The sequence below is a fragment of the Acinetobacter sp. 102 genome, from assembly GCF_037028485.1.
Taxonomy (GTDB): Bacteria; Pseudomonadota; Gammaproteobacteria; order Pseudomonadales; family Moraxellaceae; genus Acinetobacter; species Acinetobacter higginsii.
Map to the genome: position 1 here is coordinate 205,785 of NZ_JAZEZK010000006.1, position 19,411 is coordinate 225,195.

The 19,411-nt window shown below is 41.0% G+C and carries 37 protein-coding genes; 1 reads left to right on the forward strand and 36 read right to left on the reverse strand.

Features of this window, described 5'->3' with window-relative positions:
• Positions 1-8: 8 nt before the first annotated feature.
• From WA352_RS08125 to WA352_RS08300, 36 genes are all read right to left on the reverse strand, one after another.
• Positions 9-473, reverse strand: coding sequence for a phage tail tube protein (locus WA352_RS08125; protein WP_336142002.1), 465 nt, complete (start codon positions 471-473; stop codon positions 9-11).
• A 68-nt stretch (positions 474-541) separates the two neighbouring features.
• The gene (locus WA352_RS08130) at positions 542-757 is read right to left on the reverse strand and encodes a hypothetical protein (protein ID WP_291349457.1); all 216 of its coding nucleotides are present in this window, start codon (positions 755-757) and stop codon (positions 542-544) included.
• 13 nt (positions 758-770) lie between these two features.
• Positions 771-1,133, reverse strand: a complete 363-nt coding sequence (locus WA352_RS08135; RefSeq protein WP_336142007.1) for a DUF3168 domain-containing protein — start codon at positions 1,131-1,133, stop codon at positions 771-773.
• On the reverse strand, positions 1,130-1,591 hold the full coding sequence (locus WA352_RS08140) for an HK97-gp10 family putative phage morphogenesis protein (RefSeq protein ID WP_336142009.1): 462 nt from the start codon (positions 1,589-1,591) through the stop codon (positions 1,130-1,132). The genes WA352_RS08135 and WA352_RS08140 overlap by 4 nt, the downstream gene beginning before the upstream one ends.
• Before the next feature lie 38 nt (positions 1,592-1,629).
• Entirely contained in the window at positions 1,630-1,893 is a 264-nt protein-coding gene (locus WA352_RS08145; protein ID WP_336142011.1) for a hypothetical protein, read from the reverse strand.
• 31 nt (positions 1,894-1,924) lie between these two features.
• Complete coding sequence (locus WA352_RS08150; RefSeq protein WP_336142012.1) at positions 1,925-2,272, reverse strand: phage head closure protein; 348 nt, start codon at positions 2,270-2,272, stop codon at positions 1,925-1,927.
• Between the two features lie 7 nt (positions 2,273-2,279).
• The gene (locus WA352_RS08155) at positions 2,280-2,573 is read right to left on the reverse strand and encodes a head-tail connector protein (RefSeq protein ID WP_243307318.1); all 294 of its coding nucleotides are present in this window, start codon (positions 2,571-2,573) and stop codon (positions 2,280-2,282) included.
• Complete coding sequence (locus WA352_RS08160) at positions 2,570-3,991, reverse strand: phage portal protein (RefSeq protein ID WP_336142016.1); 1,422 nt, start codon at positions 3,989-3,991, stop codon at positions 2,570-2,572. The genes WA352_RS08155 and WA352_RS08160 overlap by 4 nt, the downstream gene beginning before the upstream one ends.
• 10 nt (positions 3,992-4,001) lie before the next feature.
• Positions 4,002-4,169 (reverse strand): hypothetical protein, encoded by a 168-nt coding sequence (locus tag WA352_RS08165; protein ID WP_243307314.1) that lies wholly within the window; start codon positions 4,167-4,169, stop codon positions 4,002-4,004.
• Between the two features lie 86 nt (positions 4,170-4,255).
• Positions 4,256-5,587 carry a phage major capsid protein gene (locus WA352_RS08170; protein WP_336142019.1) on the reverse strand — a complete coding sequence of 444 codons (1,332 nt, stop codon included), beginning with the start codon at positions 5,585-5,587 and terminating at the stop codon, positions 4,256-4,258.
• On the reverse strand, positions 5,584-6,192 hold the full coding sequence (locus WA352_RS08175) for an HK97 family phage prohead protease (RefSeq protein ID WP_179992026.1): 609 nt from the start codon (positions 6,190-6,192) through the stop codon (positions 5,584-5,586). Before WA352_RS08175 ends, WA352_RS08170 begins: the two co-directional genes overlap by 4 nt.
• 53 nt (positions 6,193-6,245) lie before the next feature.
• A complete protein-coding gene (locus WA352_RS08180; RefSeq protein ID WP_336142022.1) occupies positions 6,246-7,919 on the reverse strand; it encodes a terminase large subunit in 1,674 nt (557 codons plus the stop codon).
• A gap of 40 nt (positions 7,920-7,959) precedes the next feature.
• A complete protein-coding gene (locus WA352_RS08185) occupies positions 7,960-8,178 on the reverse strand; it encodes a hypothetical protein (RefSeq protein ID WP_336142023.1) in 219 nt (72 codons plus the stop codon).
• A 268-nt stretch (positions 8,179-8,446) separates the two neighbouring features.
• The gene (locus tag WA352_RS08190) at positions 8,447-8,896 is read right to left on the reverse strand and encodes a terminase small subunit (RefSeq protein ID WP_336142027.1); all 450 of its coding nucleotides are present in this window, start codon (positions 8,894-8,896) and stop codon (positions 8,447-8,449) included.
• Between the two features lie 109 nt (positions 8,897-9,005).
• Positions 9,006-9,704, reverse strand: a complete 699-nt coding sequence (locus WA352_RS08195; RefSeq protein ID WP_336142030.1) for an HNH endonuclease — start codon at positions 9,702-9,704, stop codon at positions 9,006-9,008.
• A gap of 88 nt (positions 9,705-9,792) precedes the next feature.
• On the reverse strand, positions 9,793-10,116 hold the full coding sequence (locus tag WA352_RS08200) for an HNH endonuclease (RefSeq protein ID WP_241345171.1): 324 nt from the start codon (positions 10,114-10,116) through the stop codon (positions 9,793-9,795).
• Positions 10,058-10,303: a hypothetical protein gene (locus WA352_RS08205; protein ID WP_241345172.1), complete on the reverse strand. Its 246-nt coding sequence runs from the start codon at positions 10,301-10,303 to the stop codon at positions 10,058-10,060. The genes WA352_RS08200 and WA352_RS08205 overlap by 59 nt, the downstream gene beginning before the upstream one ends.
• Positions 10,304-10,316: 13 nt before the next feature.
• Positions 10,317-10,568, reverse strand: a complete 252-nt coding sequence (locus WA352_RS08210) for a hypothetical protein (protein ID WP_336142033.1) — start codon at positions 10,566-10,568, stop codon at positions 10,317-10,319.
• A 4-nt stretch (positions 10,569-10,572) separates the two neighbouring features.
• Entirely contained in the window at positions 10,573-11,058 is a 486-nt protein-coding gene (locus tag WA352_RS08215) for a hypothetical protein (RefSeq protein ID WP_336142034.1), read from the reverse strand.
• 277 nt (positions 11,059-11,335) lie between these two features.
• Positions 11,336-11,611 (reverse strand): Ref family recombination enhancement nuclease, encoded by a 276-nt coding sequence (locus tag WA352_RS08220; protein ID WP_336142037.1) that lies wholly within the window; start codon positions 11,609-11,611, stop codon positions 11,336-11,338.
• A complete protein-coding gene (locus tag WA352_RS08225) occupies positions 11,604-11,774 on the reverse strand; it encodes a hypothetical protein (protein WP_164467930.1) in 171 nt (56 codons plus the stop codon). Before WA352_RS08225 ends, WA352_RS08220 begins: the two co-directional genes overlap by 8 nt.
• A 69-nt stretch (positions 11,775-11,843) precedes the next feature.
• Complete coding sequence (locus WA352_RS08230; protein ID WP_336142040.1) at positions 11,844-12,146, reverse strand: hypothetical protein; 303 nt, start codon at positions 12,144-12,146, stop codon at positions 11,844-11,846.
• A 70-nt stretch (positions 12,147-12,216) separates the two neighbouring features.
• Complete coding sequence (locus tag WA352_RS08235; protein ID WP_336142043.1) at positions 12,217-12,768, reverse strand: hypothetical protein; 552 nt, start codon at positions 12,766-12,768, stop codon at positions 12,217-12,219.
• Between the two features lie 9 nt (positions 12,769-12,777).
• A complete protein-coding gene (locus WA352_RS08240; RefSeq protein ID WP_336142045.1) occupies positions 12,778-12,990 on the reverse strand; it encodes a hypothetical protein in 213 nt (70 codons plus the stop codon).
• Positions 12,990-13,391 (reverse strand): hypothetical protein, encoded by a 402-nt coding sequence (locus WA352_RS08245; protein WP_202741502.1) that lies wholly within the window; start codon positions 13,389-13,391, stop codon positions 12,990-12,992. Before WA352_RS08245 ends, WA352_RS08240 begins: the two co-directional genes overlap by 1 nt.
• A gap of 3 nt (positions 13,392-13,394) precedes the next feature.
• On the reverse strand, positions 13,395-13,604 hold the full coding sequence (locus WA352_RS08250) for a hypothetical protein (protein ID WP_336142049.1): 210 nt from the start codon (positions 13,602-13,604) through the stop codon (positions 13,395-13,397).
• The gene (locus WA352_RS08255; RefSeq protein WP_336142051.1) at positions 13,601-13,984 is read right to left on the reverse strand and encodes a hypothetical protein; all 384 of its coding nucleotides are present in this window, start codon (positions 13,982-13,984) and stop codon (positions 13,601-13,603) included. Before WA352_RS08255 ends, WA352_RS08250 begins: the two co-directional genes overlap by 4 nt.
• Positions 13,977-14,231 (reverse strand): hypothetical protein, encoded by a 255-nt coding sequence (locus WA352_RS08260; RefSeq protein WP_442892237.1) that lies wholly within the window; start codon positions 14,229-14,231, stop codon positions 13,977-13,979. Before WA352_RS08260 ends, WA352_RS08255 begins: the two co-directional genes overlap by 8 nt.
• Positions 14,224-14,586, reverse strand: coding sequence for a hypothetical protein (locus WA352_RS08265; protein ID WP_336142053.1), 363 nt, complete (start codon positions 14,584-14,586; stop codon positions 14,224-14,226). The genes WA352_RS08260 and WA352_RS08265 overlap by 8 nt, the downstream gene beginning before the upstream one ends.
• Positions 14,587-14,623: 37 nt before the next feature.
• On the reverse strand, positions 14,624-15,025 hold the full coding sequence (locus tag WA352_RS08270) for a hypothetical protein (RefSeq protein ID WP_336142056.1): 402 nt from the start codon (positions 15,023-15,025) through the stop codon (positions 14,624-14,626).
• Positions 15,022-15,261, reverse strand: a complete 240-nt coding sequence (locus tag WA352_RS08275) for a hypothetical protein (RefSeq protein ID WP_336142059.1) — start codon at positions 15,259-15,261, stop codon at positions 15,022-15,024. Before WA352_RS08275 ends, WA352_RS08270 begins: the two co-directional genes overlap by 4 nt.
• Positions 15,258-16,580 carry a replicative DNA helicase gene (locus WA352_RS08280; RefSeq protein ID WP_336142061.1) on the reverse strand — a complete coding sequence of 441 codons (1,323 nt, stop codon included), beginning with the start codon at positions 16,578-16,580 and terminating at the stop codon, positions 15,258-15,260. Before WA352_RS08280 ends, WA352_RS08275 begins: the two co-directional genes overlap by 4 nt.
• Positions 16,580-17,416 (reverse strand): hypothetical protein, encoded by an 837-nt coding sequence (locus WA352_RS08285; protein WP_336142063.1) that lies wholly within the window; start codon positions 17,414-17,416, stop codon positions 16,580-16,582. Before WA352_RS08285 ends, WA352_RS08280 begins: the two co-directional genes overlap by 1 nt.
• Positions 17,416-17,571: a hypothetical protein gene (locus WA352_RS08290; protein ID WP_286942319.1), complete on the reverse strand. Its 156-nt coding sequence runs from the start codon at positions 17,569-17,571 to the stop codon at positions 17,416-17,418. Before WA352_RS08290 ends, WA352_RS08285 begins: the two co-directional genes overlap by 1 nt.
• A gap of 58 nt (positions 17,572-17,629) precedes the next feature.
• Positions 17,630-17,896 (reverse strand): hypothetical protein, encoded by a 267-nt coding sequence (locus WA352_RS08295; protein WP_336142067.1) that lies wholly within the window; start codon positions 17,894-17,896, stop codon positions 17,630-17,632.
• A gap of 10 nt (positions 17,897-17,906) precedes the next feature.
• A complete protein-coding gene (locus WA352_RS08300) occupies positions 17,907-18,092 on the reverse strand; it encodes a Cro/CI family transcriptional regulator (RefSeq protein ID WP_332605451.1) in 186 nt (61 codons plus the stop codon).
• 77 nt (positions 18,093-18,169) lie between these two features.
• Here WA352_RS08300 and WA352_RS08305 point away from each other — a divergent pair, with 77 nt between their 5' ends.
• Complete coding sequence (locus WA352_RS08305; protein WP_336142070.1) at positions 18,170-18,850, forward strand: LexA family protein; 681 nt, start codon at positions 18,170-18,172, stop codon at positions 18,848-18,850.
• The last annotated feature ends 561 nt before the right edge of the window (positions 18,851-19,411 follow it).

A 19,411-nucleotide genomic window follows, 5' to 3' on the forward strand; every position in this document is an offset into this window, starting at 1 on the left:
GGCGTGAATTAGGTTTTAGGAGTGAATGCAACTGTTGTTTCACGCTCAAGCGTCACGGTGTAACCAACTAAAGCATCTGCTTCGAAAGATGGAACTGGTGTTGAGATACCGCCTTTAAATGCCCACCATGAACGCGTTGCAGGCAGAGTGACAACACTTCCTGTTGCAGTTGGCGGCGCAGTTCCCTCCGATGATCCGATGTAGAACTCTAGGCCATCCTTTTTAGATTCAGCCCACTCAATCATTTTGAGATGAGATTCGTTTTCAGTGTCTAAGTTAAAACCTAGAGAACCTTGCGCAGGATCGGCTAGGCCAGTTAAGTAAGACTTGCTTTTAGTTTCATCTAAACAGGTTTTTTCAATTCGAGTAGTGGAATCACCACCCAAATCAATGGCTGTTAGACAAGCCAGTTGTGTAATGGTTGTACCGTCGAATGCGAATACATTCGTACCTTGTACACGGACTTCTGCCATGAGTAGTGCTCCTCAAATTTTAGGCAATAAAAAAGCACCCGAGTGGGTGCCTATGGTTTTTTGGTTGATTAATCTGAAATTTCAGTTTTCACATTAACGCTTGTCAGAATGTATTTTTCTTTCTCACCTATTGCAGTTACATCAGCGAAATTAACTTGAACGTCTTGCACATTCACACCAGTTTCTTTCTCAAATATTCCGATCTGTTCAGCAATTTTCTCAGCAAGGTGTTTCTCTAGGTTTTCCTTACGAATTTTGAATTCATCTATAGAGATATCTGCCATTCTGTTTTCCTCCTTATCTGGATAAAAGCCAATTTGCATCAAAGCCACGGCTAAATAGTTTGGTATCTGGCTCATAATTGCTGATTCGTGGATTCAAGATATAGCTTTGATTTTCTAATGCTCTTCGGATTGCATCACGCCCTTCATAAGCGCGTTTTTGATTGGTGTCATACACAATCACCTGATACATGATGTGATCAGTCCTAGCGGGGCAATCAAGGCTATTCTCAGCATTGCCACCAACCTCTTGCCAGACTGCATATGGTACGGGTGTATTCAGTGGTGCGATGTCTTCATAGATTCGAAGGTTGTCACCAAAGATAGCTTTCACCGCAGCATCAGCATTCAGAGTTTTGTAAATCGGTAGATAAATCATAGGTTTGCCAATTCCTTATCTAGTTCAGCATCAAATACTTCTGCGAACTTGTTTGTAACCTGCTGAATATTGGTTGCTAATGCAGGCCGCATGAATGGAACCGCTGGCACGCCTGATCGGCCATATTCGATCCATCTCCAATGTCTCGTATCGCCACCACTGGTCGGCTTTGGATTTTTGTTTGAAAACGACGCACCGCCATCAACGCCAACCCGCATAATTACTACATCTTTGTTCTTACTTTTTCCGGGTGATACTTTTACGTTTTTCCATATCTTCTCTCTTGTATCTCGATCATCAATGGCTTTGGCATTCAATCGAGCAGCATCTCGAACAATGTTCATTGCTTGGCGTGCTGCTTTGCGAGCAATACTTCTAGCTTTACGAGGATTGGCAAGTCTTTGAAGTCGATTCTTGACATCATCAAGACCTGTAATCTCAACTTCTATTCCTGCCATGGTTTTCTCCAAGCGTAAAAAAACCACTCGTAAGTGGTTTATAGACTTTCAATGTATTCTGTTATCTGATCTTCTACCGATTTTAGTGCTTGGCTTGGTGTGTCGCCATGAGAATAAAACTTGGCGTGCTCTTTAATGTATTCCAGTGCTTGTGATGCATCAAAATCCCCTGCATCAAGATCATCAAAGGCTTCAGCCAGCTCATCACCGACATCGTTGTGCGATGCACCAACTAACCAACCACCACCATATCTCATGCGCCCAATGTAAAACTTATAATTGCTAAATGCTGTACTTTTCATTTATCTCTCCATTTATAAGCCACATTATGCACTACTTTGGTTTTTCCAAACCTTGCCCTAACAGGAAAGTGCAATAAATATTACCTGTTTCATTGTCATCAAGTGCTTGGCTTTGAATTGAGAAAGTACGACCCTTCCAGATGACTTGCATCTCTGTGGTGATGTCTTCTCGATAGCGGATTTTCATTCTAGCAACTACAACAGACTGATCAGCTTGTGCAGCCATCAAGTCTTTTGCTGAATGTGGTGTGACCTTGGCCCAAAGCTTTTTATATTCCTGCCATGAGCCTTCTATTTCAAATCCATCTTCGTCACGACCACCTGCAACATAGTGTTGGATGGTGACTCGGTGGCGTAGTTCGCCTGCATTCTGCCCCATAGTCACCTCACACAGCCGTTGGAGTTCGATAAGTGAATAAAAGAGCCTGTACAGGTTGCGGCATGAAATTACCGTTCACTGGTGCGTCAGATTCAGCGTTACGGTATTTATCAAAGTATCCTACATACAATAAGACTGCACTTCTAAACTCTTTTGGATAAGGCTCAACACGATGTTCTTCATCCACATAACGCAAAATTGTTGATTCAGCAGAATCTAGATAAATCTGCAACTCGGTGTCGTTGGAATCGTCATCATATCTAAGATGGCCTTTGGCTTCTTCCAGCGTAACTATGCTCATTCTGTCCACTCCTTCGCGCACAACTTAAAGTTCTTATGATCAAACTCACCTAAATGGTCATTCTGGACATGCCACAGGGAGCCACCCTTCGTGACGAACTGCCCCTCATGATACTGCACACCCTCTTTAAACACGCCCTTGTAAAGTGCTTTAAGAGAGTTATCAGGCTGAGAAGTTGTTTCGGATTTACCGAATGGATCTTCTTTTGCATCACGCTTGGCCAAAGCTGAAAGCGAGTAGTTCTGTTGTTGCATGTAGACGGTATCACCACCTTCAAGTGGTAACTTGCCAACTTTGGCTCGGCCTTCATTCGGCGTAAGAAGCGAACCCTTAACATCTTCACGCACCATTGTGTGGAAGCGTTCTGAATCCATGCGAATAAGCACATCAATATCTAAAAAGCATTCGACATTGAAAGACTGTAAATCCAAACCATCGTCAGTTAAGTTTTCCCGACCCTCAATGAGAGCTTGTAAGCAGTCTGAATAGTAAATTCCATTTGCTTTTTCAGGATCATCAGGAATTGTGCCAATACCGATCTTAAAGGGCGGCATATTAAAGACGCTACAAACTACACGACCTGACATCTCAAGAAGCTCAATCATTTGTGAGTCAGCGGCACTCATACCAAGTTGGGTATAGGTCATTCCATCGCCAATAACTGCTGTCTTTCCGAAATTGGCACCTGAATAATTTTGATTCCAGCGTGCTTGGATTTCTTCTGCCTTCTCTTTAGTGATTGAACCAGGTGCAACCAAGATTCCACCCGGTCTGCTTCCATTCCCAAAGAAGTTCGCAGCATTTTTGATGATCTTCACACCCATACCAGCTGAAACACCACAAGCCATAATTGGCGATAAGCCAACTAATGGGTGATAGAAGGCATTGATACGATCATGAATAATTTCAGAAGCAGGCACAATCACTGATTCTGTTTGCGTCAAGCGGTCAGTATTTAGCTGATAAAACACATTCCCGTAGTCATCAACGAGTGGGCAAACAAGATCAGGATTAAGCACTACCATTCGGTAGACTTCACCGAATACATCACGCAGTTTCCACACATAAGTATTGCCACGTAGCAATAAACTAGATGTCCATTGTTCTTGGAACTGCTGCCAAGTCTGGTAATTGTTCGGTTTCTTTAAAACACGCAGCTTGTCAGGGATGTCGACATTAACCAATACGCCTTCTTGCTTACGTTTCAAGAGAATTGGTAATTTACCAATATCCTTTGAAATAATACTTACACAAGAAAATACTGCATAAGAAGCAGTTATATCTTCTCGTGTCAGTTCATCATTTTTCTGCCAAGCACCTGAGTATGGCTCTTGCACAAACAAGCTTTTAAAAGTCGGCCCAGCATTATGGACACTTTGAAAGCTCTTTTTACCTCTAAACCAGTCAAAAATGCCCATTTTTACCGCCTTATTCGCTAGTTTTTACTTCTTTTTTAGGTTTAGTTGCTGCCTTTTTCGGTTCTTCATAAGGCTTTGCAACACCCGTTTTAATCAAGATATTTGCTTCTAAATCGGTTACTTCCAGCACATCACCAACATTGGCATTGTGCATAACCTGTAAATATTCAATTTTCATAGCTGCTCCCATAGCTCAACAATGAATTTTCATTGCTCAGATATGAAAACAGCCCCATTTAAGGAGCTGTTTTAGTCAAATTACCATTAAGGTGTTGGAGTTGAATAATCAATCCAAGCCGCAGCAATTGGTCGGCGTTTATTCCATGTAATAAACTTCTCTACACGTACGGCAAATTTGTTTTCTTGCCATAAGTTAATGATAGTTCCATCTGTGTTTTCTAAAGTTGCTTGGTCTGAGTAAGAAACATCAACACCACCATCTTGAGCTAATAGAATTTCAGATGTTTTAATCAGGATAATTTTATCTCCAACCGTTTGTGAAGTAATCACAGGTCGACCGTTAAGCTCCTTATTCACACCCTGCATACCTTCAAAGTAGCGGTTGCCAAGTGCATCGCGAATTCGACTCATGCGTGCTGCACGAGTTTCTGACATTAAGTAATACGAGCCATCTAAGGACAAGTTTGCTTCAATGAAGGTATCTTCAAGTTCAGTTAAATCGTTGTCATATGCCGCTGCTGTGGTGCCAGTTGATGGGATTGCAGGCACTCCATTGATAATACCTACAGGAACTTCATCAGTTGCTGGTTGTGCCCCCAAGAAAGTTTCATCAATAAGAATTTGCGAAGCTTCAATCAAGTCATCACGAACAAGAATGTCAACAGATGGATCTGAACGAAGAATCAACTCCTGTGTGTAAACGGTAATGGCAGCTAATTTGTGTTGCCCGATTTTCACATCACCAAACTCTGGATTGGTTAATGGTTTTTTCTTACCCTCACCTACCCAACTTGCTTTACCACGCTTCGTTTTAGAAGGAATTACAGAGTTAAATGGCACATTGCGCATGCCTTGTAACTTGTCAAATACAGTAGCTGCACGAAGCATATCTACAAATTCACCAACAAGGTGATTATCACGCACTAATGATGCTGCGAAGTTTGGATCAGTAGTTGTACCCACTGTTGCCTTTTGAACTAAATCCTGAACCTCATCACCAAAGCCCATTTGTTTAGCCATTTCATGCGGGGTAATATAGTTGCCATTCTTTGCTGCCAACTGAGAGCAGATTTTAGCTCGCGCATATTGGGCGAAACCAACACCTTTAGGCAGATTTGACTCCACCTGAATGCGTGGCACTTCTTTTTTACCTTCAGCGGTTGCCTTTGCTTGTGCCTCGGTTTGACCAGCAGCAGGCGTTGCTGTTTTAGCAGCTTCTTCAGCAGCAGCGATTTGTTTCTTAACGCGAGCAATATTCTTTTCAATTTGCTCAATTTCAGCTTCAACTGCTTGAATAGACTTTTCAGTTTCTTCGTCTGGTGTTTGTCCAGCATCTAAAGATTTGGTCATGTGGCCTTGAAGCTCTAAATTTTTAGCAGCAAGAGCATCAAGCAGCTGTTTTAAATATTTATTCATAATTTCACTCCACCCTTTGTTGGGCAATTCAATTTGACTACTACGTGTTTTTGTTCTGCCGAATCGCCAGCAGGGGTTTTTTCTACTTTCGGTTTTTGCGGCTCGTCACCAATCGCGGATTTTTCTTGCTGCTCGAAAGATTTAGAAATCGATTTAACTTCTGTGATGGATGCTTCTGCATTTGCCGGGATAGTTACGGCTGATAATTCAAACCACTCCCACTCTTTAAAATGCAGCCCCCATGAACGCGGAATGTCTTCAACTGTGAGACCGCGAAAGCCAATAGACAGGCCTTTGACCAGACCCGACTTAATGGACTGCCAAGCTTCATCAATGCGGTCCTTTAATTTTCCTTCTTCTTCAATCTTGGCAATCTGAACAGTCACCTCGATGCCTTTGTCTGTCACCACAGCTTCAGTGACTTCGCCAATTGGCTGTGAGTGCATGTGCTGCCAAAGGAAAGGAATAGGCAAAGCGAACTTGGCACCTTGCGGATCCACAATATCGTCTGCTCGATCCGGACTTGGAGTTGAAGCAATTCCCTTAATAATTCGTTGCTCAGCATCAAACGACTTGACCTGTAGCAAGCTGTAAGCTTTTTTCATTGGATACCCCAATAAAAAAGCCCGCGTAATGCGAGCTTTGGAAAGTGAATAAATTAAATAAAGAAGACGTTGTACTCTTTTTCGACCTGCTCAGGATTCATCGACATCAAGGCCACCGCGTTAAACGTAGCAATCAATGGGTCAATCTTCCCGACGCCCGATTCCTGTTTGCTGATCATCATGCCGTTGCCTTTCACGACGGCACGCGCATTCCCAACACACCAGGTCATTAAGCCTTGCCCTGCATGGTAAAGATTTCCTTCAGCTAGTTTGCGCTCGGTAGTAAGGATGTAGCCCATCAACTTAAAACCCTGAGCTACTGCAATGAGCTTATCTTCAGGAATACCTGCATCGAGTAAGCCATCTAAAAGACCACCTAAACCCAATGGATCAAGACCAATTTTGTCGAGCTTGCCTGAGTCAAAGCATTTCTTTGCAATAGCGGCCAGCTGGCCAATGTCATCACCGATACGCTCAACAATGGTCAGGCTGCCTTCTTTTTCATAGTCCGCATACTTTGGCGCATTCTCTTTACGTCTTTCGACTGCGGTTTTATTGCACCAAGCATGATTCCAGAGCCACCATTTACGGCTTTTGTTATGTCGACCAAGCACAGCGAAGCCAAGCAAATCATCAAGGCCCCCACCATCGATACCGCAGGTAATAACGTCTGATTGCTCAATCAGTTTATCCAGAGTGAACTCTTTGGATTGCTGTATCCAATATTCAGCACCAGCCCAGCGGTTAGCACGTAGGTTTAGGCCAATTGGTACGTTTAAGTGTTTTGCAAGAAAGTCACGCAGCGATTCTTCGCCTGCATCCTTAACTTTCTCAAATTCGTTAATCAGGTAATCCAGATCAACCGATGCACCCAAGTTTGGGTTGGTGACATAGAAGTTTTCAGGTTTTAAGTGTTCACCCGCTTCAAGCATCCATTCTGGAAACTCATAAATCAGCGGTAAGAACTGAGGATTGACCTTTACTCCATCCCGAATATCACGGGCATAATCTAGCAATTGCTTAAATACACCGCATGGCGTTTCATCTGACATTGTAGAGAGATAAATTACACATCCTTCTGGACGAGATGCTAGACCACCTTTTGCTTCACGGAACATAGATTCAGCGTTGGCACGTTTACCAAAAAGCCATACCTCATCGATCAAAATGATTGAAGCTTTTTTACCTGCTGCAGCATTAGATTCTGCAGCGATTACTTTAAGTGTTGCGCCTGTGCCCAAGTGAGTAACCGTTTTTGTATGCTCGGACACATTGATCATTGCACTAAGTTCTTCATCGGCGCGGATAAAGTCGCGAATTGGGTTAAAGCTATTGTCAGCAACTTCCTTTGTGGGTGCCAAGATAATCAGCTCAGCAGAAAGACGGTCATTCAACAGCAATGCAACAAGCATCACACCTGCAGCAATCGTGGACTTGGTATTCTTCTTGGAAATCAGTAAAAAGAATTCACGGATTAATCGACGCTTAGTGCTTGGATCGTATGCCCCAAAAATTGCACGAACAAACTCTATTACCCATTCCAAGGTGACATCACCCATCTTTGGGCTACCCATCACATCAACAAGGATCAATTCTTTAAATATGCGCTCAGCAACATCTGCAACTTGAGGGAAAAGTGGTGGGCAAGGAAGTAGTAATTTATTTTGTACAATACGCTCCTCCCAGTCTGGGCAAGCGGTTGTCCATTCTGGAAGCATTGCGGTCATTTATTCTGTCCAATAAAAAACCGCCTAAGTGGCGGCTTAATTATTCTTTCTCTAGTTTGATGTATGCCTGTCTTAATCGTTTTAATCTTTTGACTGTTTCCTTATCCCAACGATGTCTTTCAGACAATTCTTCTAGTGCCTCATCATCCCAACCAACAACTATCCCATAGACCCATGCATCGCGCTTACATGCTCCATAGTCTTTTGAACTAAATACAACTGCCGATCTCAAAGACTCAAGTGGATTCTCTGTGCTCATTTTCTATTCCTTCTTCTTAACCTATTTGATAGCCAACTGAGGGTGTGTCCATCCCTATGCTGCGCAACACTGTAGATATTACAATTGGCTATCAAATAAGAATCCGCCCGAAGGCGGAATAAATTGTCTGGCAGGTTGCGAACCCTGCATGTATGGCTGAGATAAGCTGATGTTTATGGCACATTCAAAAGCCTTGCTACGCATCCCCATACTGGTTCAGGACATTGCTTACTCTCGCACCGTGTCGCCCACGGATTCAGACAAAACTTTAACTAGGCAGTTGGTTATTCAAAGTACCAAACTTGCCTGACTTTGTAGCAGCCTTAGCAGCATCTTCTTTGGTTTCTTTCTTGCCCTTTTCAGCTACTTTGCCGTGGACGTATGGAAGGGCTGCTTGAGCTGCTCGTACACGTAAGGCCATATCTTCAACAGGATCAGAAAATACTGATTCCAGAAACTCCAAAGGATCAGACAGATTTTTTGATGCAGTGATTGTTGTGAAAGTTGTTAAAGGTTTAACCTCATGTTTAACAACTTGTTCGGGAGTAGCTTCATCAAGTCGTTCCAGATAAGCAATAACATCAGGATCTTTTGCTAAACGCGCACCTGCCGCAGACGCAGTCTTTTCAGGGCATCCAGCTAAAATAGCCGCTTCTTTATTATCTTTGCCTTTTCGTTTTGCGAGGGCAAATGCCTTCTTTTTTTCTGTTAAAGCCATATACCCTCCTTTAACATATTTTTGAAATCTGATTTTTTCTTATAAGTGAGGAGGGCGGCGGTCTAGAAAATAAAAACATTTTCGAGATTTCACTCCCCCCTACCTTTTCTCAAATTAATTGATAAATTTGATCACTTTTTTCTGCATTGCATTTTCTGCAAGCACATCTCAAGTTTGATTCAACATGCCCACCACCTTTACTCAATGGGATAATATGATCAACTTCTGGTGCATTATCTTTTATGGTTCCTCTTAATGATTTGGGGGTATCAATGCCACACAAGTAACACTTCCACTTATCACGCTCTAAAATCATTATTGGATCAATTGGTGCGGCTGTAATAGCCTTTCGCTTTCTAGCATCACGTCTAGCCCGTTTAGCTCTGTATCTTGGTGTAGTTCTTTCTAGCGCACTCTCACATTTAGATGAGCAATACTTCTTAAGGCGTCCTTGATATGGCGCTTCGCAAACTGAACTACAAACAACACAGAAAGAAACTCTAACAACCATCTTCATGTATTTAGTTTCTATTGCTCGAGCATCTATACCAACAGAAGCTATATGTTCAACTCTGCATGCATTTGAGCAATACTTAGATTGCCCTTGCTTCTTGGTATACAACGAGTTGCAATTAAGGCAAGAACTAGTCCTTAAAACCCTGTTCTTTAGATATTTAATCTTGTCTCTGCATTTGCTTGAGCATGCTGTAGAATCTGATCTCTTTGGGAAGAATAGTGTATTGCAAAGTACACAGTTCAGTGTAGGTTTACTTAAATTAGAAAAACATGCAGAATTATCTACAGTCATTTCAATCTCCTTTCAGATTGATTGATTAGAAAGCTCTATCGATGCCAGTCTTTAGAGCTTTTGTTTTGTCTAATTATTATACCACAAATTACTTAATTATTTGATTTTCTTCTTTTTGTTTAACGGATGAGTGACAAGATGCACATAACGATTGCCATTGGCTTTCATCCCAGAATATCTCCTGATCACCTCGGTGCGGGATAATATGATCCACAACTGTAGCAACTTCAACTTGACCCTTTGCTTTGCAGTAAACACACAATGGATTTGATCTCAAAAAGCGTTCTCTTGCCTTCTGCCATCTATACCCATAACCACGTTCAGTTGATGACTTATTAGAACGCCATGAGCTATCAATCTGCCTTGGAGTTCTCTGTGCCTGTAGTCTCGGCTTGAGTGTTTGTAGTTTCATGATCACCAACTATTCTTAATCGATCACCATCAACGATGAACTTAACGTTTAACTCAACATATCCATTTGGATTTGATTCGATCTTGAGTTCTTGTTGTGAGGAAAGCATCTCACCTGTGATTGCATCATGTAATGCTAATGGACCTTTAGAACCTTTGGTTCTTTTCAATACAATATTGCGTGACATAGCCACCTCTTAATCAAGAGTTCTCGACCTTGGTCTTTCCTCTTCCTGTTCGCTTAGTTGCAACAGAAGTTCGTTGTTCTGTTCCAGTGCTGCCAGAATTATCTGATCCTTGTTCGCTATCTGCTGAATCAGTGTTGTGTTCTGTTCCACTATCTTTGTCAGCAATTCCTCTAATGCGGTTGATTGCTTTGGCTGTTCTTTCTTTTGCTCGCTCATATTGAACTCTCATCCATTCACGACGTTCTTCACATGATTTACAGACCATATCTTTACTCCATCACATATTTAAGATCATCAGGACAAGTCAGCTTTACACCATCTTTCAAGCACCACATTTCAATATCATTCAGGTATTCAGCCATCTGCTTTGTTGTGGCTTCTGTGATGCTCATTCGATTCGACACAAACTGTCTTAGTAGTTCATAGCCTGAACTTCCTGATTTTTTAAGATTACGCATAACCTTAAACGTCTCTGGATATTCACCAACCTTGTCGCGGTTATAAATAATTGAAAGGTACTTGTATTTAAAGAATGCAGATGCTTCCTCTTTATCCAATCCGCGCTGTTTGCCGTACTCAGTCATCCAAAGCCAATACAATCGCCGCTGTGCATGTGAAAGTGTTTCTTCTTTCTGATCTATGCGAACAACCAACGGCTTACCATCATCGACTGAACGAGTATAGTTTGAGTGTAGATATGAGATTGTCTTAGTGATGTCAGAATGATCTTTGATTGTGAACACTGCTGGTTTCATGCTCACCTCTCAATAAAAAAGCCCATCAAATTAATGATAGGCTTTGCAGAAAAACACTACATACCGCATGTTATATCTGGCTGTCAGAAATAATAGCTTAAAACGCTTTCAGGTTAATTTCAAGCCATGCTTTGCCTGTGTAGGAACGTCTAATATCACCAGTTTTGGTAAAGTAAAAAATCCCGTTTGGCGCAACAATCCAATACGTCGGATACTCCACATCAACTCTGTAATGTGTTGCCCCTTTTGGTTTGTTTTTAATTATATCGCTACACACTTAAAAAACATCCTGATCTTTAAGATTCAACATCCTTTCAGTCTTTTCTAGCATCTTTGCGAACCATTCAATCGACTCTGATCTATTCATCTTTTGAAATTGGTCAAACTCTTGATGATGATTGCGACATAAAGGAATTGTTTTTGAGTCACAGGCTTTTAATCCCATGCCTTTGCCGTGATTTGATTGATTACTATGGGCAGCGTCCACTGGTGATCTACCGCAGACAACACAAGGCAGCTTTCTAATCGCTGCTAATCGCTTTGCATCACGCATACAGTTCATTTCGTAGGTTCTTTGCCCACAGTTTTAATTGAGCAATCTTCTTATCAATCACAACCATTTCATCTCTAGTCATTAATCCACGAGACAAGTTTTGATATTTATCAATCTCCGCTTCATAGCGTTTGAGATTCTTCTTCGCTTCGATTGTGTCCATAATTCACCAATAAAAAAGCCCCATTAATGATGAGGCTTCAAAATAAAGTTTTTATAAGAACCACTGTGATTATTCAATTGCACGATATCTCAAGAATGGTTCTACTGCAGCCCTCTCAAATTTAGTTTCATCTTCAAATGCGGCTAATATCTCACCCTTTGAATTCGTATATGTTGGCACACCTCTAGTTCTCTGTTGCCCATCAGATGTATTGTTGCTTTTAACATAAACTGTATCAAGCTTATCAGTCGGGTTGCCATTATCATCAAGCACTACTACTTTAATTTCCTTCATTTTTATCCCCTTAATTATTGGAGATAAATTTATACCATAGAAAACAAAAAAGCCCACCTTTTGATGAGCTTTTTTCATTTGGTCACATTACTGTGTAGTACGACCAGTGTATTAAAACTATACGCTAGTTTCCGAAATAATGGAATCCCTATGCTTTCATATCTTTGTAAGTATTTTTTCTATATTTTTCCACTGCTTTAGCTGCTTCATCAATTGCGGACTCAATAGACATTGTCATAAGGTTTTCGTAGCCCTTCCATGTCTTTCTATAACAATCCACACTCATTTGATTTGATCTAATGCCAGCATAAGCCAAACGACCTTTTGCAGTGTAGTTATCCTCTAAATCGGGGTCTAATGCGAAATCTAAAACCATTTTCGCCACCAACCACCCTAGATGATACATTGCAATGCCCTCAGGCTCTCGCTTCTTATCATTCACTGCATTCTTGATTAAGATATTAGCCAAGTGTTGGCGAACATACTCATAATCACTTTGAGATTTACCCTCAAACACAATCAAAGCTGTTACTGACTTTGCTAATTGAGTATCCATTGAAGCAATAGCACCCAAGCGGTCTTGATAATTCAATGGTTTCTCTCCTGTGCCACGAACACATGGTTCTAAACTTGGCGAACTCGCTGTTAAGCCATGAGTCAACCATTCAAACTGTTCAAACTTAGCTGCTACTGCATTCATACCGTCACCTCAAATATTCTTAATTGCCAATTGTTTTTCTAAAGCTTCAACCCTTTCAGTCAAAGCTTGGATTGCTGTCTTTTCTTTTTCCTTGAAGCATTCACCCTCGTAGTGACAGTATTGATCTTGACCACAAAGACCAAATGGGTGCTGACACTTCATCATTGCTTCAGCGAATTGCTCACCTGTTGCGCTATCTTTTAGCCAAGATTCTCTACCCATCACCCACCTCTCAACCGTTCAATAAGCTTCTCAATCCATTGGATGACTAATCCTTCTTTGATTTGTGCTGTGGTACCGCGAATCACAAACCAACCATTCACAGCTGCTGCTGAATACTTCTCACAGTCTTTTGTGTAGCCTTCGCCTCTTGTGTGACGACCATTGCTGAATACACCGCCTTCAACCTCAACCAATATAGGCATGTCATCAATTCTGAAATCTGCTAACCACCGTCGTTCTGGATGAAACCGATACTCTTTAGTAAATGGAATCTTTAGAGCATTGAGGTGATTCTCTAACAGAGCCTCACCCTTACTGACCGTCTTGCCAAACTTCCGTGACACGCTTGAGCGCGCCACAGGTTTTGATCTACTTCTTTGAGCCTCTTTGAATGTGGTCATTGGTCACCCCGCATTAAATGAAGCCAATAACACGCCTGACATACCTTCCAACGCTGTGCCTATTAGTGTTGCCGTGCTATCCTTAGAACTCATTCCAGTCATAGTATCTGCATGCTTTTTAGCTTCTTCCTCTGTTTCGCAAGCAATCACAAAAGAGTCATAAGTGTCGTACGAATTAAAAGGAACTATGTCTTCAACTAAATAGATATTCATCCTTCCCCCTTGAGCGCTTGCTCTAAATCATCCAAATTCAATCGTTGATCTAATAGCCCTTGCATAAGATCCTCATAAGACTCAATTTGTTCTAAAAGGTCTTGGTTTTTGTTTCTCAAATTCTTCTTAATGCTTAAATTGAGCTTCTGTCTCAACTCATGTCCTTGAATTAGACTTTTGAGGTTGTTATTTTCATGCTGCAGCTCATCCACCTCGGTCTGGCGGTGTTGCCAGCCGTAGTAACAGGAGTTCACATAGTCTTGATCTGAGAGAGATTGAAAATCCGTTGCATGCGTCCAATAAAAACCATTCTCTTGTAATTCCAAGTTTGAACGTTTAATTCTCTCAGCAACTACTGGCACATTTTCAAAATTAATCATTGTTGATCACCTTACAATTGTGGCTAATGTGGTTTTCTATGTGACTGTCGTCACCGAGATCGTTATCAATACGATGCCCTGCTGCGATTTCTTCTTTAGTTGCGTGTCTGAAATTTGATTCATGTGCAAACGAGTAATCCTGATCACCGTAATAAGCTCTAATAAATTCGTCGTTGTAGGCTTGAATCTTCATAACCTTGTTTTGACTGCTGTTCTTTAAAACCACAGATTCCCCAACCTTAAACATGCTCACCTCTATAAATGGATTCGTAGTCTGCGATGGCTTGTTTTAATTCATGTCTATAAAACTTGTTGTCGTATGTGTCACCTTTAAATACATAAGGTAGATCACCATCCATGTCGCCAAGCCAAGACTTTGCTTGATTCAGATCGTCGAAACAATTGACCAAATCCACGCTCTCAACGAGACGCTTGAGGTCTGAAAGTAAAATATAAGCACCTGCTGCGTTTTCACATATTCCATACATGAAGTGTTTAAAATCTAAAGATGGTTTAACTGTTGTAGCTCTATCAGGCGCACCCTCCACAACTTTCCTTGCTTTCTCAACACCGTGGTCTTTTATGAATTGGATCGCGTTCATTGGCTTTGCTCCTTGTCACGCTTGGTCACGTTCTTATTCATGCTGCCACCTCTAATTTTTCACGTGCTTTCAATAGCTTGTTGTACATATCAAGCGTGCAATTAATTCGACCAGCTATGATGTGACCTATGTTCCCTGGTGTGCATTCTGCTAGTTGAGCTAAGTGCTCTCTCTTACCTTCGTAACGTTTAAGCCAATCCTCCATCTCCTTGCGTTCTCTAGGATCAGGATATTGGCGAGTTCCATAAGGCTTTAATGGTTTGTCCTGCTCTTTCTGCTTAATCTCAAAGAAAGACAATTCAGCGATTAAGTGATGTTCAATCCCGTTATCCATTGCGTACTTAACTTGCTTAGCTGTGCAAAGCTCATAATCAGGTCGCCCTTTCTTCGCTGCTAGATTCTGCAAAGCTGCTCTAATTTGAGTGAGTGTTGGAGTCATTTAGCACCCCCGAACAATTCTTTGGTTTTTTTGCTTGCGCTGTACATAGCACACCCACTACGCATACTGCATTCAAGCCAACCACTCTCATGAAGTTGTCGAGCCGTTCTTTGAGCTGATCGCTGGGTTTGATTTATCAGCTTTCTGATTTCTTCTGTGTTAAGCGCTTTTTCTGCTTTCGAGAATTCTTCAAGCAATCGCATGGTTCTGTTGAAAATAGCTATGTTTTTACTCACGCTGCACCTCCAACTTCATCACTAATACCCACAAAGCGACAAATATCTAAACGGTCCATAACTCGAACCACGCCTCGTTTGCCATGTCGATTTTTAGCGACGATGATTTCTGTAATTCCACTAGGTAACTCATCTTCTGAGTTAAGGATTGGATGAGCTAAAATGATTTGATCTGCATCTTGCTCAATCTGACCTGATTCTTTGAGATCAGAGGCTTTAGGGCGTTTGCCTTTCTCTGATTCACGGTTTAATTGAGCTAATGCAATCACTGGGCAATTGAACTCTTTCGCTAGTGCTTTTAAATCACGGCTGATTGAACTGACTTCTTGATAGCGATCTTTCTTGCTCGGATCTCGCACAAGCTGCAAGTAATCGATGATGATGCAACCAAGCTGCTTGTATTTGCGCTTTGCTTTACGGGCGTATGAGTGGATTTCTGCTATCGTTGGCTTTTGCTTGTCTTCAATGTGAATAGGTAATTTCTCAAAGCGACTTTGAGCTTCTGCAAACTGCTGCAACATGCCATCAAACAATTGAGCATTGTGAATATTGTCGTAAGGAATATGCGTTAAAGCTGATACACAACGATTTGTGAATGTCTCTACATCCATTTCAGCCGAAACAACCAAAACAGCTTCTCTGTACTGAATAGCAGTCTGAATAGCGACCATTTGCGCCAGTGTTGATTTACCTGAGCCAGGTCTACCACCGATCACGCAAAAATGACCTTTCTGAATTAATCCAACCAAGTTATCCAAGTGGGTTAGATTAAATTTAACACCCGTGTATTGCTTGTTCGCTTTAGCTTCTGCTTTTTGAATCAATCGATCTACAGAACGCTTGATCGCTTCTTCAAAAGTAAAACTAGATTTTTCTGCATCAATTCCAGTTTTCTTTCCATCAAGCACAGCTTCAGCAGCAATGTGAATATCTGGAATGGTTAGGTCTTGAGAAATTTGAGTAATACTCTCACCCATCTTCTCAACTTCACGATGAGCTTTGAATTTGTTTAGTTCAGCAGTGTATGACTCAAGGTTGTAGAAACTCGAAGGCGCTTCACTACTCATTTGCAGTAGGTATTCAGAACCACCCATCAAATGAATTACGTTTTTCTGTTTGAGTTGCTGCTCAACCATTACGAAGTCATAAGGCTTGTTATCATTCGCCAGTTCTGCAATAGCTGTGAAGATTTGCTTATGTCTTTCAGGAAAGAAGCAATCTTCATCAAGATCATTGCTCACCACATCAAAAGAGTTCGCAACTGTCATGAGTGCTGTAAGTACAGCTTGTTCCATCGGGATATTATGGATATGACTCATTACCAATCCCCCATGTCAGCTTGATAGTTTTGAGGATTGATTGTTTGAGTGTTGTTTTGTTCTGCTTGCTTGAATAGTTTTTCAGTGAGGTTGAAATCACGCTTAATCCACTTCACAAAATTTGAATACATCTGAGTGTTGGTTACTGCACCAGTGTGAATTTTGCTTTCGTAGTGAGGATTGATTTCAAGCAAAATTTCTTCAGCTTGAGCTTGATTGATTTTTGGTAAACCTGATCTTTGCATCCAAGAATTGAGTTGATGTAAATCAGGTTGCCAAATTTTTAAAACTTCTTCGACTGGATTTTGTTGAGCGTCACTCTCTCTATAAATATTTCTATAAGTATTATCTATTGTGTCTTTACTAGGTAAAGTGCTAGTACTTTCCTTAGTAAAGTGGTCGTGCTTTACTAGGTAAAGTGCTGTACTAGGTGAAGTACTTTCCTTAGTAAAGTGGTCAGCTAGTGAAACTTCGTTAATTTTGTACTGATTTCCTAATTTTGGATGTGTAGAAATAACACTGATAACACCCAATGAAATTAACTCGTCAAGCCCTTTACTAACGGTTTTTGAGCTTGATTTTCTAGCTTTTGGATTATCTTTATGACGCTTTTCTTCTTGAAGCTGTGAGTAGCTAACATAGTCAGATTCTTTATTAAACCCATTGATATAGCCCTCAAGCATGAAATAGACATGTCGAGCTGCATCAGATAAGAATGGATATACATCACGTCTGTACTGCCAACTTGAGCGGACATGACCTTCCTCAAACTTATCTGTCATATTGCTCTTACCTTTTGAGATTGGGATGATCTCAGCTTGTTTTAACGCACTCATCAAACACCCCACGCATAACTAGCCAGCTCAGCCTTAGCTTTTGCCAAAGCAACTGAATTTTCGAGTGTCCGATTAAGCGTGTAAGCCTCAACCGCTTTCTGAAACAAACTAATCTTCCGATTTAGTTCAATGTCTGCTAATATTTGATGGTTCATAAGATTTATCTCCGATTGAACGCGACCGCTAAACCTGTTCCTGCAGGAAAGCGGTTTTTTATTGCCCTTGATTACCATTAATCCCTTCAAATCCCTCATCGATTTCGACTTCGGTGCTAAGTTCCCTTATTAAACCTGTCAATCCCAAGCGCTCCATGTTTTTTGCCTCTATATTAAGAATGTGCCACTCGCCAGCGATTTCTTTCTCAAGTAGCCAAGCGAGATACTGAGCCAAGTTCTTACCTTTGAAATTTGCTAAGACTTTTGCTCGTTGATGATTTTCAGGAGACAAACGCACATGCGTAGAATTTTTATCAAGACTCATTTGAGTTTCCTTAGGCTGTTGCTGTAGTTCGTTTTAGTGGCTCTTTGCCACCTGCTAGGTCTCTGATCTGATACTCACGGGCTAATGGGATCTTTTGTTCAGGCCATTGATAAATGGCTGACGGTGCAATCCCTAACATTCCAGCGAGTTCAACACCATTTACACCAAGCAATTTGAATGCTTCTTGTTTGGTCATTTCTCTCATCTCAAAAATAAGATTTCTTAGTATTAAAACAAAGATAACTTATTTTTGCAACATGTAAGATAACTTATATGAAAAAACTTGAAACAATGGGTCAGCGTATTCGCGCCCTACGACGTGAAAAGAATTTAACTCAAGGCGATTTAGCGAAAATCGTGGGGGTTAGTGCGCCTAATGTGACGGGATGGGAAAAGGATGCTTATGCACCTAAGGCTGATCCTTTGAGTAAAATGGCAGCTTATTTTGGAGTATCCACTTCATACATTACTCATGGTGATGAGAGTGGCCCTCAACTTGACAATAACGTTGTTCCAGTGAGCGCAAAACTCATTCCTGTGCTTTCTTGGGTGCAAGCTGGTGCTATGACTTCTGTAGAAGAAATTGATCCAAACAAAATTAATGAATGGCTACCACCCTTAAGTGCAGATGATCCAGATGGTTGTTTTTACCTAAGAGTAGTTGGTGTAAGTAACTTCCCAACTTATATGGAAGGTGATTACATTTTAGTTAACCCACACTTTCAAGTTTGTGACCTACTTTCAGAAGATTTGATTGTTGTTCGAAATAACTCAGATGCGACTTTTAAAAAACTTGTCATAGAAAGTGATGAACGTAAGTATTTACAAGCACTTAATCCTAACTTCAACCCCAATATCATCGAGTTTGAAGATGGCATGGAGCTAGTGGGGCTTGTCATAGATGCATTTAGACCATTAGGCGGATCACGTCCAAAACGTGTGAGAAAAAGCTAAAAGAATTTCAATACCAAAACACTACTAATTTAATGGGGAGTTTATGATTAATTGGTTGAAAGAATGGTGGCATGGTAAGTACATCGAGCCACCAAAATCTAATAGTCATGATACATGGATTGTGATGACAGGATGTTATGAAAAACACTGGACTTCTAGGTTAGCTCACTGTTTAGTACGCTTTTACCTTGATCATTGGAAATTCATATGGGGATCAATTGTTGCTATCTTTTGTGCGAGCATTAAGTTTCTTTGACACCTCATATACTCCTAACCCAAAAAGGAAGCCAGATATCCATACTCCATAAATCACTACTAAACTTACAGAGAATTGCTTTGAAATACTAATCAAAGAAAAAGCCACAAAAACCAAAAACAATATATGGATTAATTTCATAGACACCTCCCCCACCCTGTGTGGGTTTTCTTATGTCTATTAAAACATGGAAAATAAGTTTTCTTAAGAATAAATAAGATTTCTTATTGACAATAAAACTAAGTTTTCTTATATTTATCTCACACAGAAACAAAAAAGCACGCTAGACCATCTAAAACCTGCGT

What these genes read in the sequence shown, in the direction of transcription:
- WA352_RS08280 (WP_336142061.1), bottom strand. Translation starts at nt 16,580, where the DNA reads ATGAGTCATATCCATAATATCCCGATGGAACAAGCTGTACTTACAGCA.
- WA352_RS08210 (WP_336142033.1), bottom strand. Translation starts at nt 10,568, where the DNA reads ATGGTCTGTAAATCATGTGAAGAACGTCGTGAATGGATGAGAGTTCAA.
- WA352_RS08265 (WP_336142053.1), bottom strand. Translation starts at nt 14,586, where the DNA reads ATGAACGCGATCCAATTCATAAAAGACCACGGTGTTGAGAAAGCAAGG.
- WA352_RS08130 (WP_291349457.1), bottom strand. Translation starts at nt 757, where the DNA reads ATGGCAGATATCTCTATAGATGAATTCAAAATTCGTAAGGAAAACCTA.
- WA352_RS08270 (WP_336142056.1), bottom strand. Translation starts at nt 15,025, where the DNA reads ATGACTCCAACACTCACTCAAATTAGAGCAGCTTTGCAGAATCTAGCA.
- WA352_RS08300 (WP_332605451.1), bottom strand. Translation starts at nt 18,092, where the DNA reads ATGACCAAACAAGAAGCATTCAAATTGCTTGGTGTAAATGGTGTTGAA.
- WA352_RS08220 (WP_336142037.1), bottom strand. Translation starts at nt 11,611, where the DNA reads ATGCGTGATGCAAAGCGATTAGCAGCGATTAGAAAGCTGCCTTGTGTT.
- WA352_RS08255 (WP_336142051.1), bottom strand. Translation starts at nt 13,984, where the DNA reads ATGATTAATTTTGAAAATGTGCCAGTAGTTGCTGAGAGAATTAAACGT.
- WA352_RS08175 (WP_179992026.1), bottom strand. Translation starts at nt 6,192, where the DNA reads ATGAAAAAAGCTTACAGCTTGCTACAGGTCAAGTCGTTTGATGCTGAG.
- WA352_RS08215 (WP_336142034.1), bottom strand. Translation starts at nt 11,058, where the DNA reads ATGAAACCAGCAGTGTTCACAATCAAAGATCATTCTGACATCACTAAG.
- WA352_RS08190 (WP_336142027.1), bottom strand. Translation starts at nt 8,896, where the DNA reads ATGGCTTTAACAGAAAAAAAGAAGGCATTTGCCCTCGCAAAACGAAAA.
- WA352_RS08140 (WP_336142009.1), bottom strand. Translation starts at nt 1,591, where the DNA reads ATGGCAGGAATAGAAGTTGAGATTACAGGTCTTGATGATGTCAAGAAT.
- WA352_RS08205 (WP_241345172.1), bottom strand. Translation starts at nt 10,303, where the DNA reads ATGTCACGCAATATTGTATTGAAAAGAACCAAAGGTTCTAAAGGTCCA.
- WA352_RS08170 (WP_336142019.1), bottom strand. Translation starts at nt 5,587, where the DNA reads ATGAATAAATATTTAAAACAGCTGCTTGATGCTCTTGCTGCTAAAAAT.
- WA352_RS08135 (WP_336142007.1), bottom strand. Translation starts at nt 1,133, where the DNA reads ATGATTTATCTACCGATTTACAAAACTCTGAATGCTGATGCTGCGGTG.
- WA352_RS08305 (WP_336142070.1), top strand. Translation starts at nt 18,170, where the DNA reads ATGAAAAAACTTGAAACAATGGGTCAGCGTATTCGCGCCCTACGACGT.
- WA352_RS08260 (WP_442892237.1), bottom strand. Translation starts at nt 14,231, where the DNA reads ATGTTTAAGGTTGGGGAATCTGTGGTTTTAAAGAACAGCAGTCAAAAC.
- WA352_RS08240 (WP_336142045.1), bottom strand. Translation starts at nt 12,990, where the DNA reads ATGGGTAGAGAATCTTGGCTAAAAGATAGCGCAACAGGTGAGCAATTC.
- WA352_RS08145 (WP_336142011.1), bottom strand. Translation starts at nt 1,893, where the DNA reads ATGAAAAGTACAGCATTTAGCAATTATAAGTTTTACATTGGGCGCATG.
- WA352_RS08250 (WP_336142049.1), bottom strand. Translation starts at nt 13,604, where the DNA reads ATGAATATCTATTTAGTTGAAGACATAGTTCCTTTTAATTCGTACGAC.
- WA352_RS08225 (WP_164467930.1), bottom strand. Translation starts at nt 11,774, where the DNA reads ATGGACACAATCGAAGCGAAGAAGAATCTCAAACGCTATGAAGCGGAG.
- WA352_RS08295 (WP_336142067.1), bottom strand. Translation starts at nt 17,896, where the DNA reads ATGAGTCTTGATAAAAATTCTACGCATGTGCGTTTGTCTCCTGAAAAT.
- WA352_RS08290 (WP_286942319.1), bottom strand. Translation starts at nt 17,571, where the DNA reads ATGAACCATCAAATATTAGCAGACATTGAACTAAATCGGAAGATTAGT.
- WA352_RS08180 (WP_336142022.1), bottom strand. Translation starts at nt 7,919, where the DNA reads ATGACCGCAATGCTTCCAGAATGGACAACCGCTTGCCCAGACTGGGAG.
- WA352_RS08125 (WP_336142002.1), bottom strand. Translation starts at nt 473, where the DNA reads ATGGCAGAAGTCCGTGTACAAGGTACGAATGTATTCGCATTCGACGGT.
- WA352_RS08195 (WP_336142030.1), bottom strand. Translation starts at nt 9,704, where the DNA reads ATGACTGTAGATAATTCTGCATGTTTTTCTAATTTAAGTAAACCTACA.
- WA352_RS08155 (WP_243307318.1), bottom strand. Translation starts at nt 2,573, where the DNA reads ATGAGCATAGTTACGCTGGAAGAAGCCAAAGGCCATCTTAGATATGAT.
- WA352_RS08285 (WP_336142063.1), bottom strand. Translation starts at nt 17,416, where the DNA reads ATGAGTGCGTTAAAACAAGCTGAGATCATCCCAATCTCAAAAGGTAAG.
- WA352_RS08235 (WP_336142043.1), bottom strand. Translation starts at nt 12,768, where the DNA reads ATGAATGCAGTAGCAGCTAAGTTTGAACAGTTTGAATGGTTGACTCAT.
- WA352_RS08245 (WP_202741502.1), bottom strand. Translation starts at nt 13,391, where the DNA reads ATGACCACATTCAAAGAGGCTCAAAGAAGTAGATCAAAACCTGTGGCG.
- WA352_RS08160 (WP_336142016.1), bottom strand. Translation starts at nt 3,991, where the DNA reads ATGGGCATTTTTGACTGGTTTAGAGGTAAAAAGAGCTTTCAAAGTGTC.
- WA352_RS08165 (WP_243307314.1), bottom strand. Translation starts at nt 4,169, where the DNA reads ATGAAAATTGAATATTTACAGGTTATGCACAATGCCAATGTTGGTGAT.
- WA352_RS08230 (WP_336142040.1), bottom strand. Translation starts at nt 12,146, where the DNA reads ATGAAAAAAGCTCATCAAAAGGTGGGCTTTTTTGTTTTCTATGGTATA.
- WA352_RS08200 (WP_241345171.1), bottom strand. Translation starts at nt 10,116, where the DNA reads ATGAAACTACAAACACTCAAGCCGAGACTACAGGCACAGAGAACTCCA.
- WA352_RS08150 (WP_336142012.1), bottom strand. Translation starts at nt 2,272, where the DNA reads ATGGGGCAGAATGCAGGCGAACTACGCCACCGAGTCACCATCCAACAC.
- WA352_RS08185 (WP_336142023.1), bottom strand. Translation starts at nt 8,178, where the DNA reads ATGAGCACAGAGAATCCACTTGAGTCTTTGAGATCGGCAGTTGTATTT.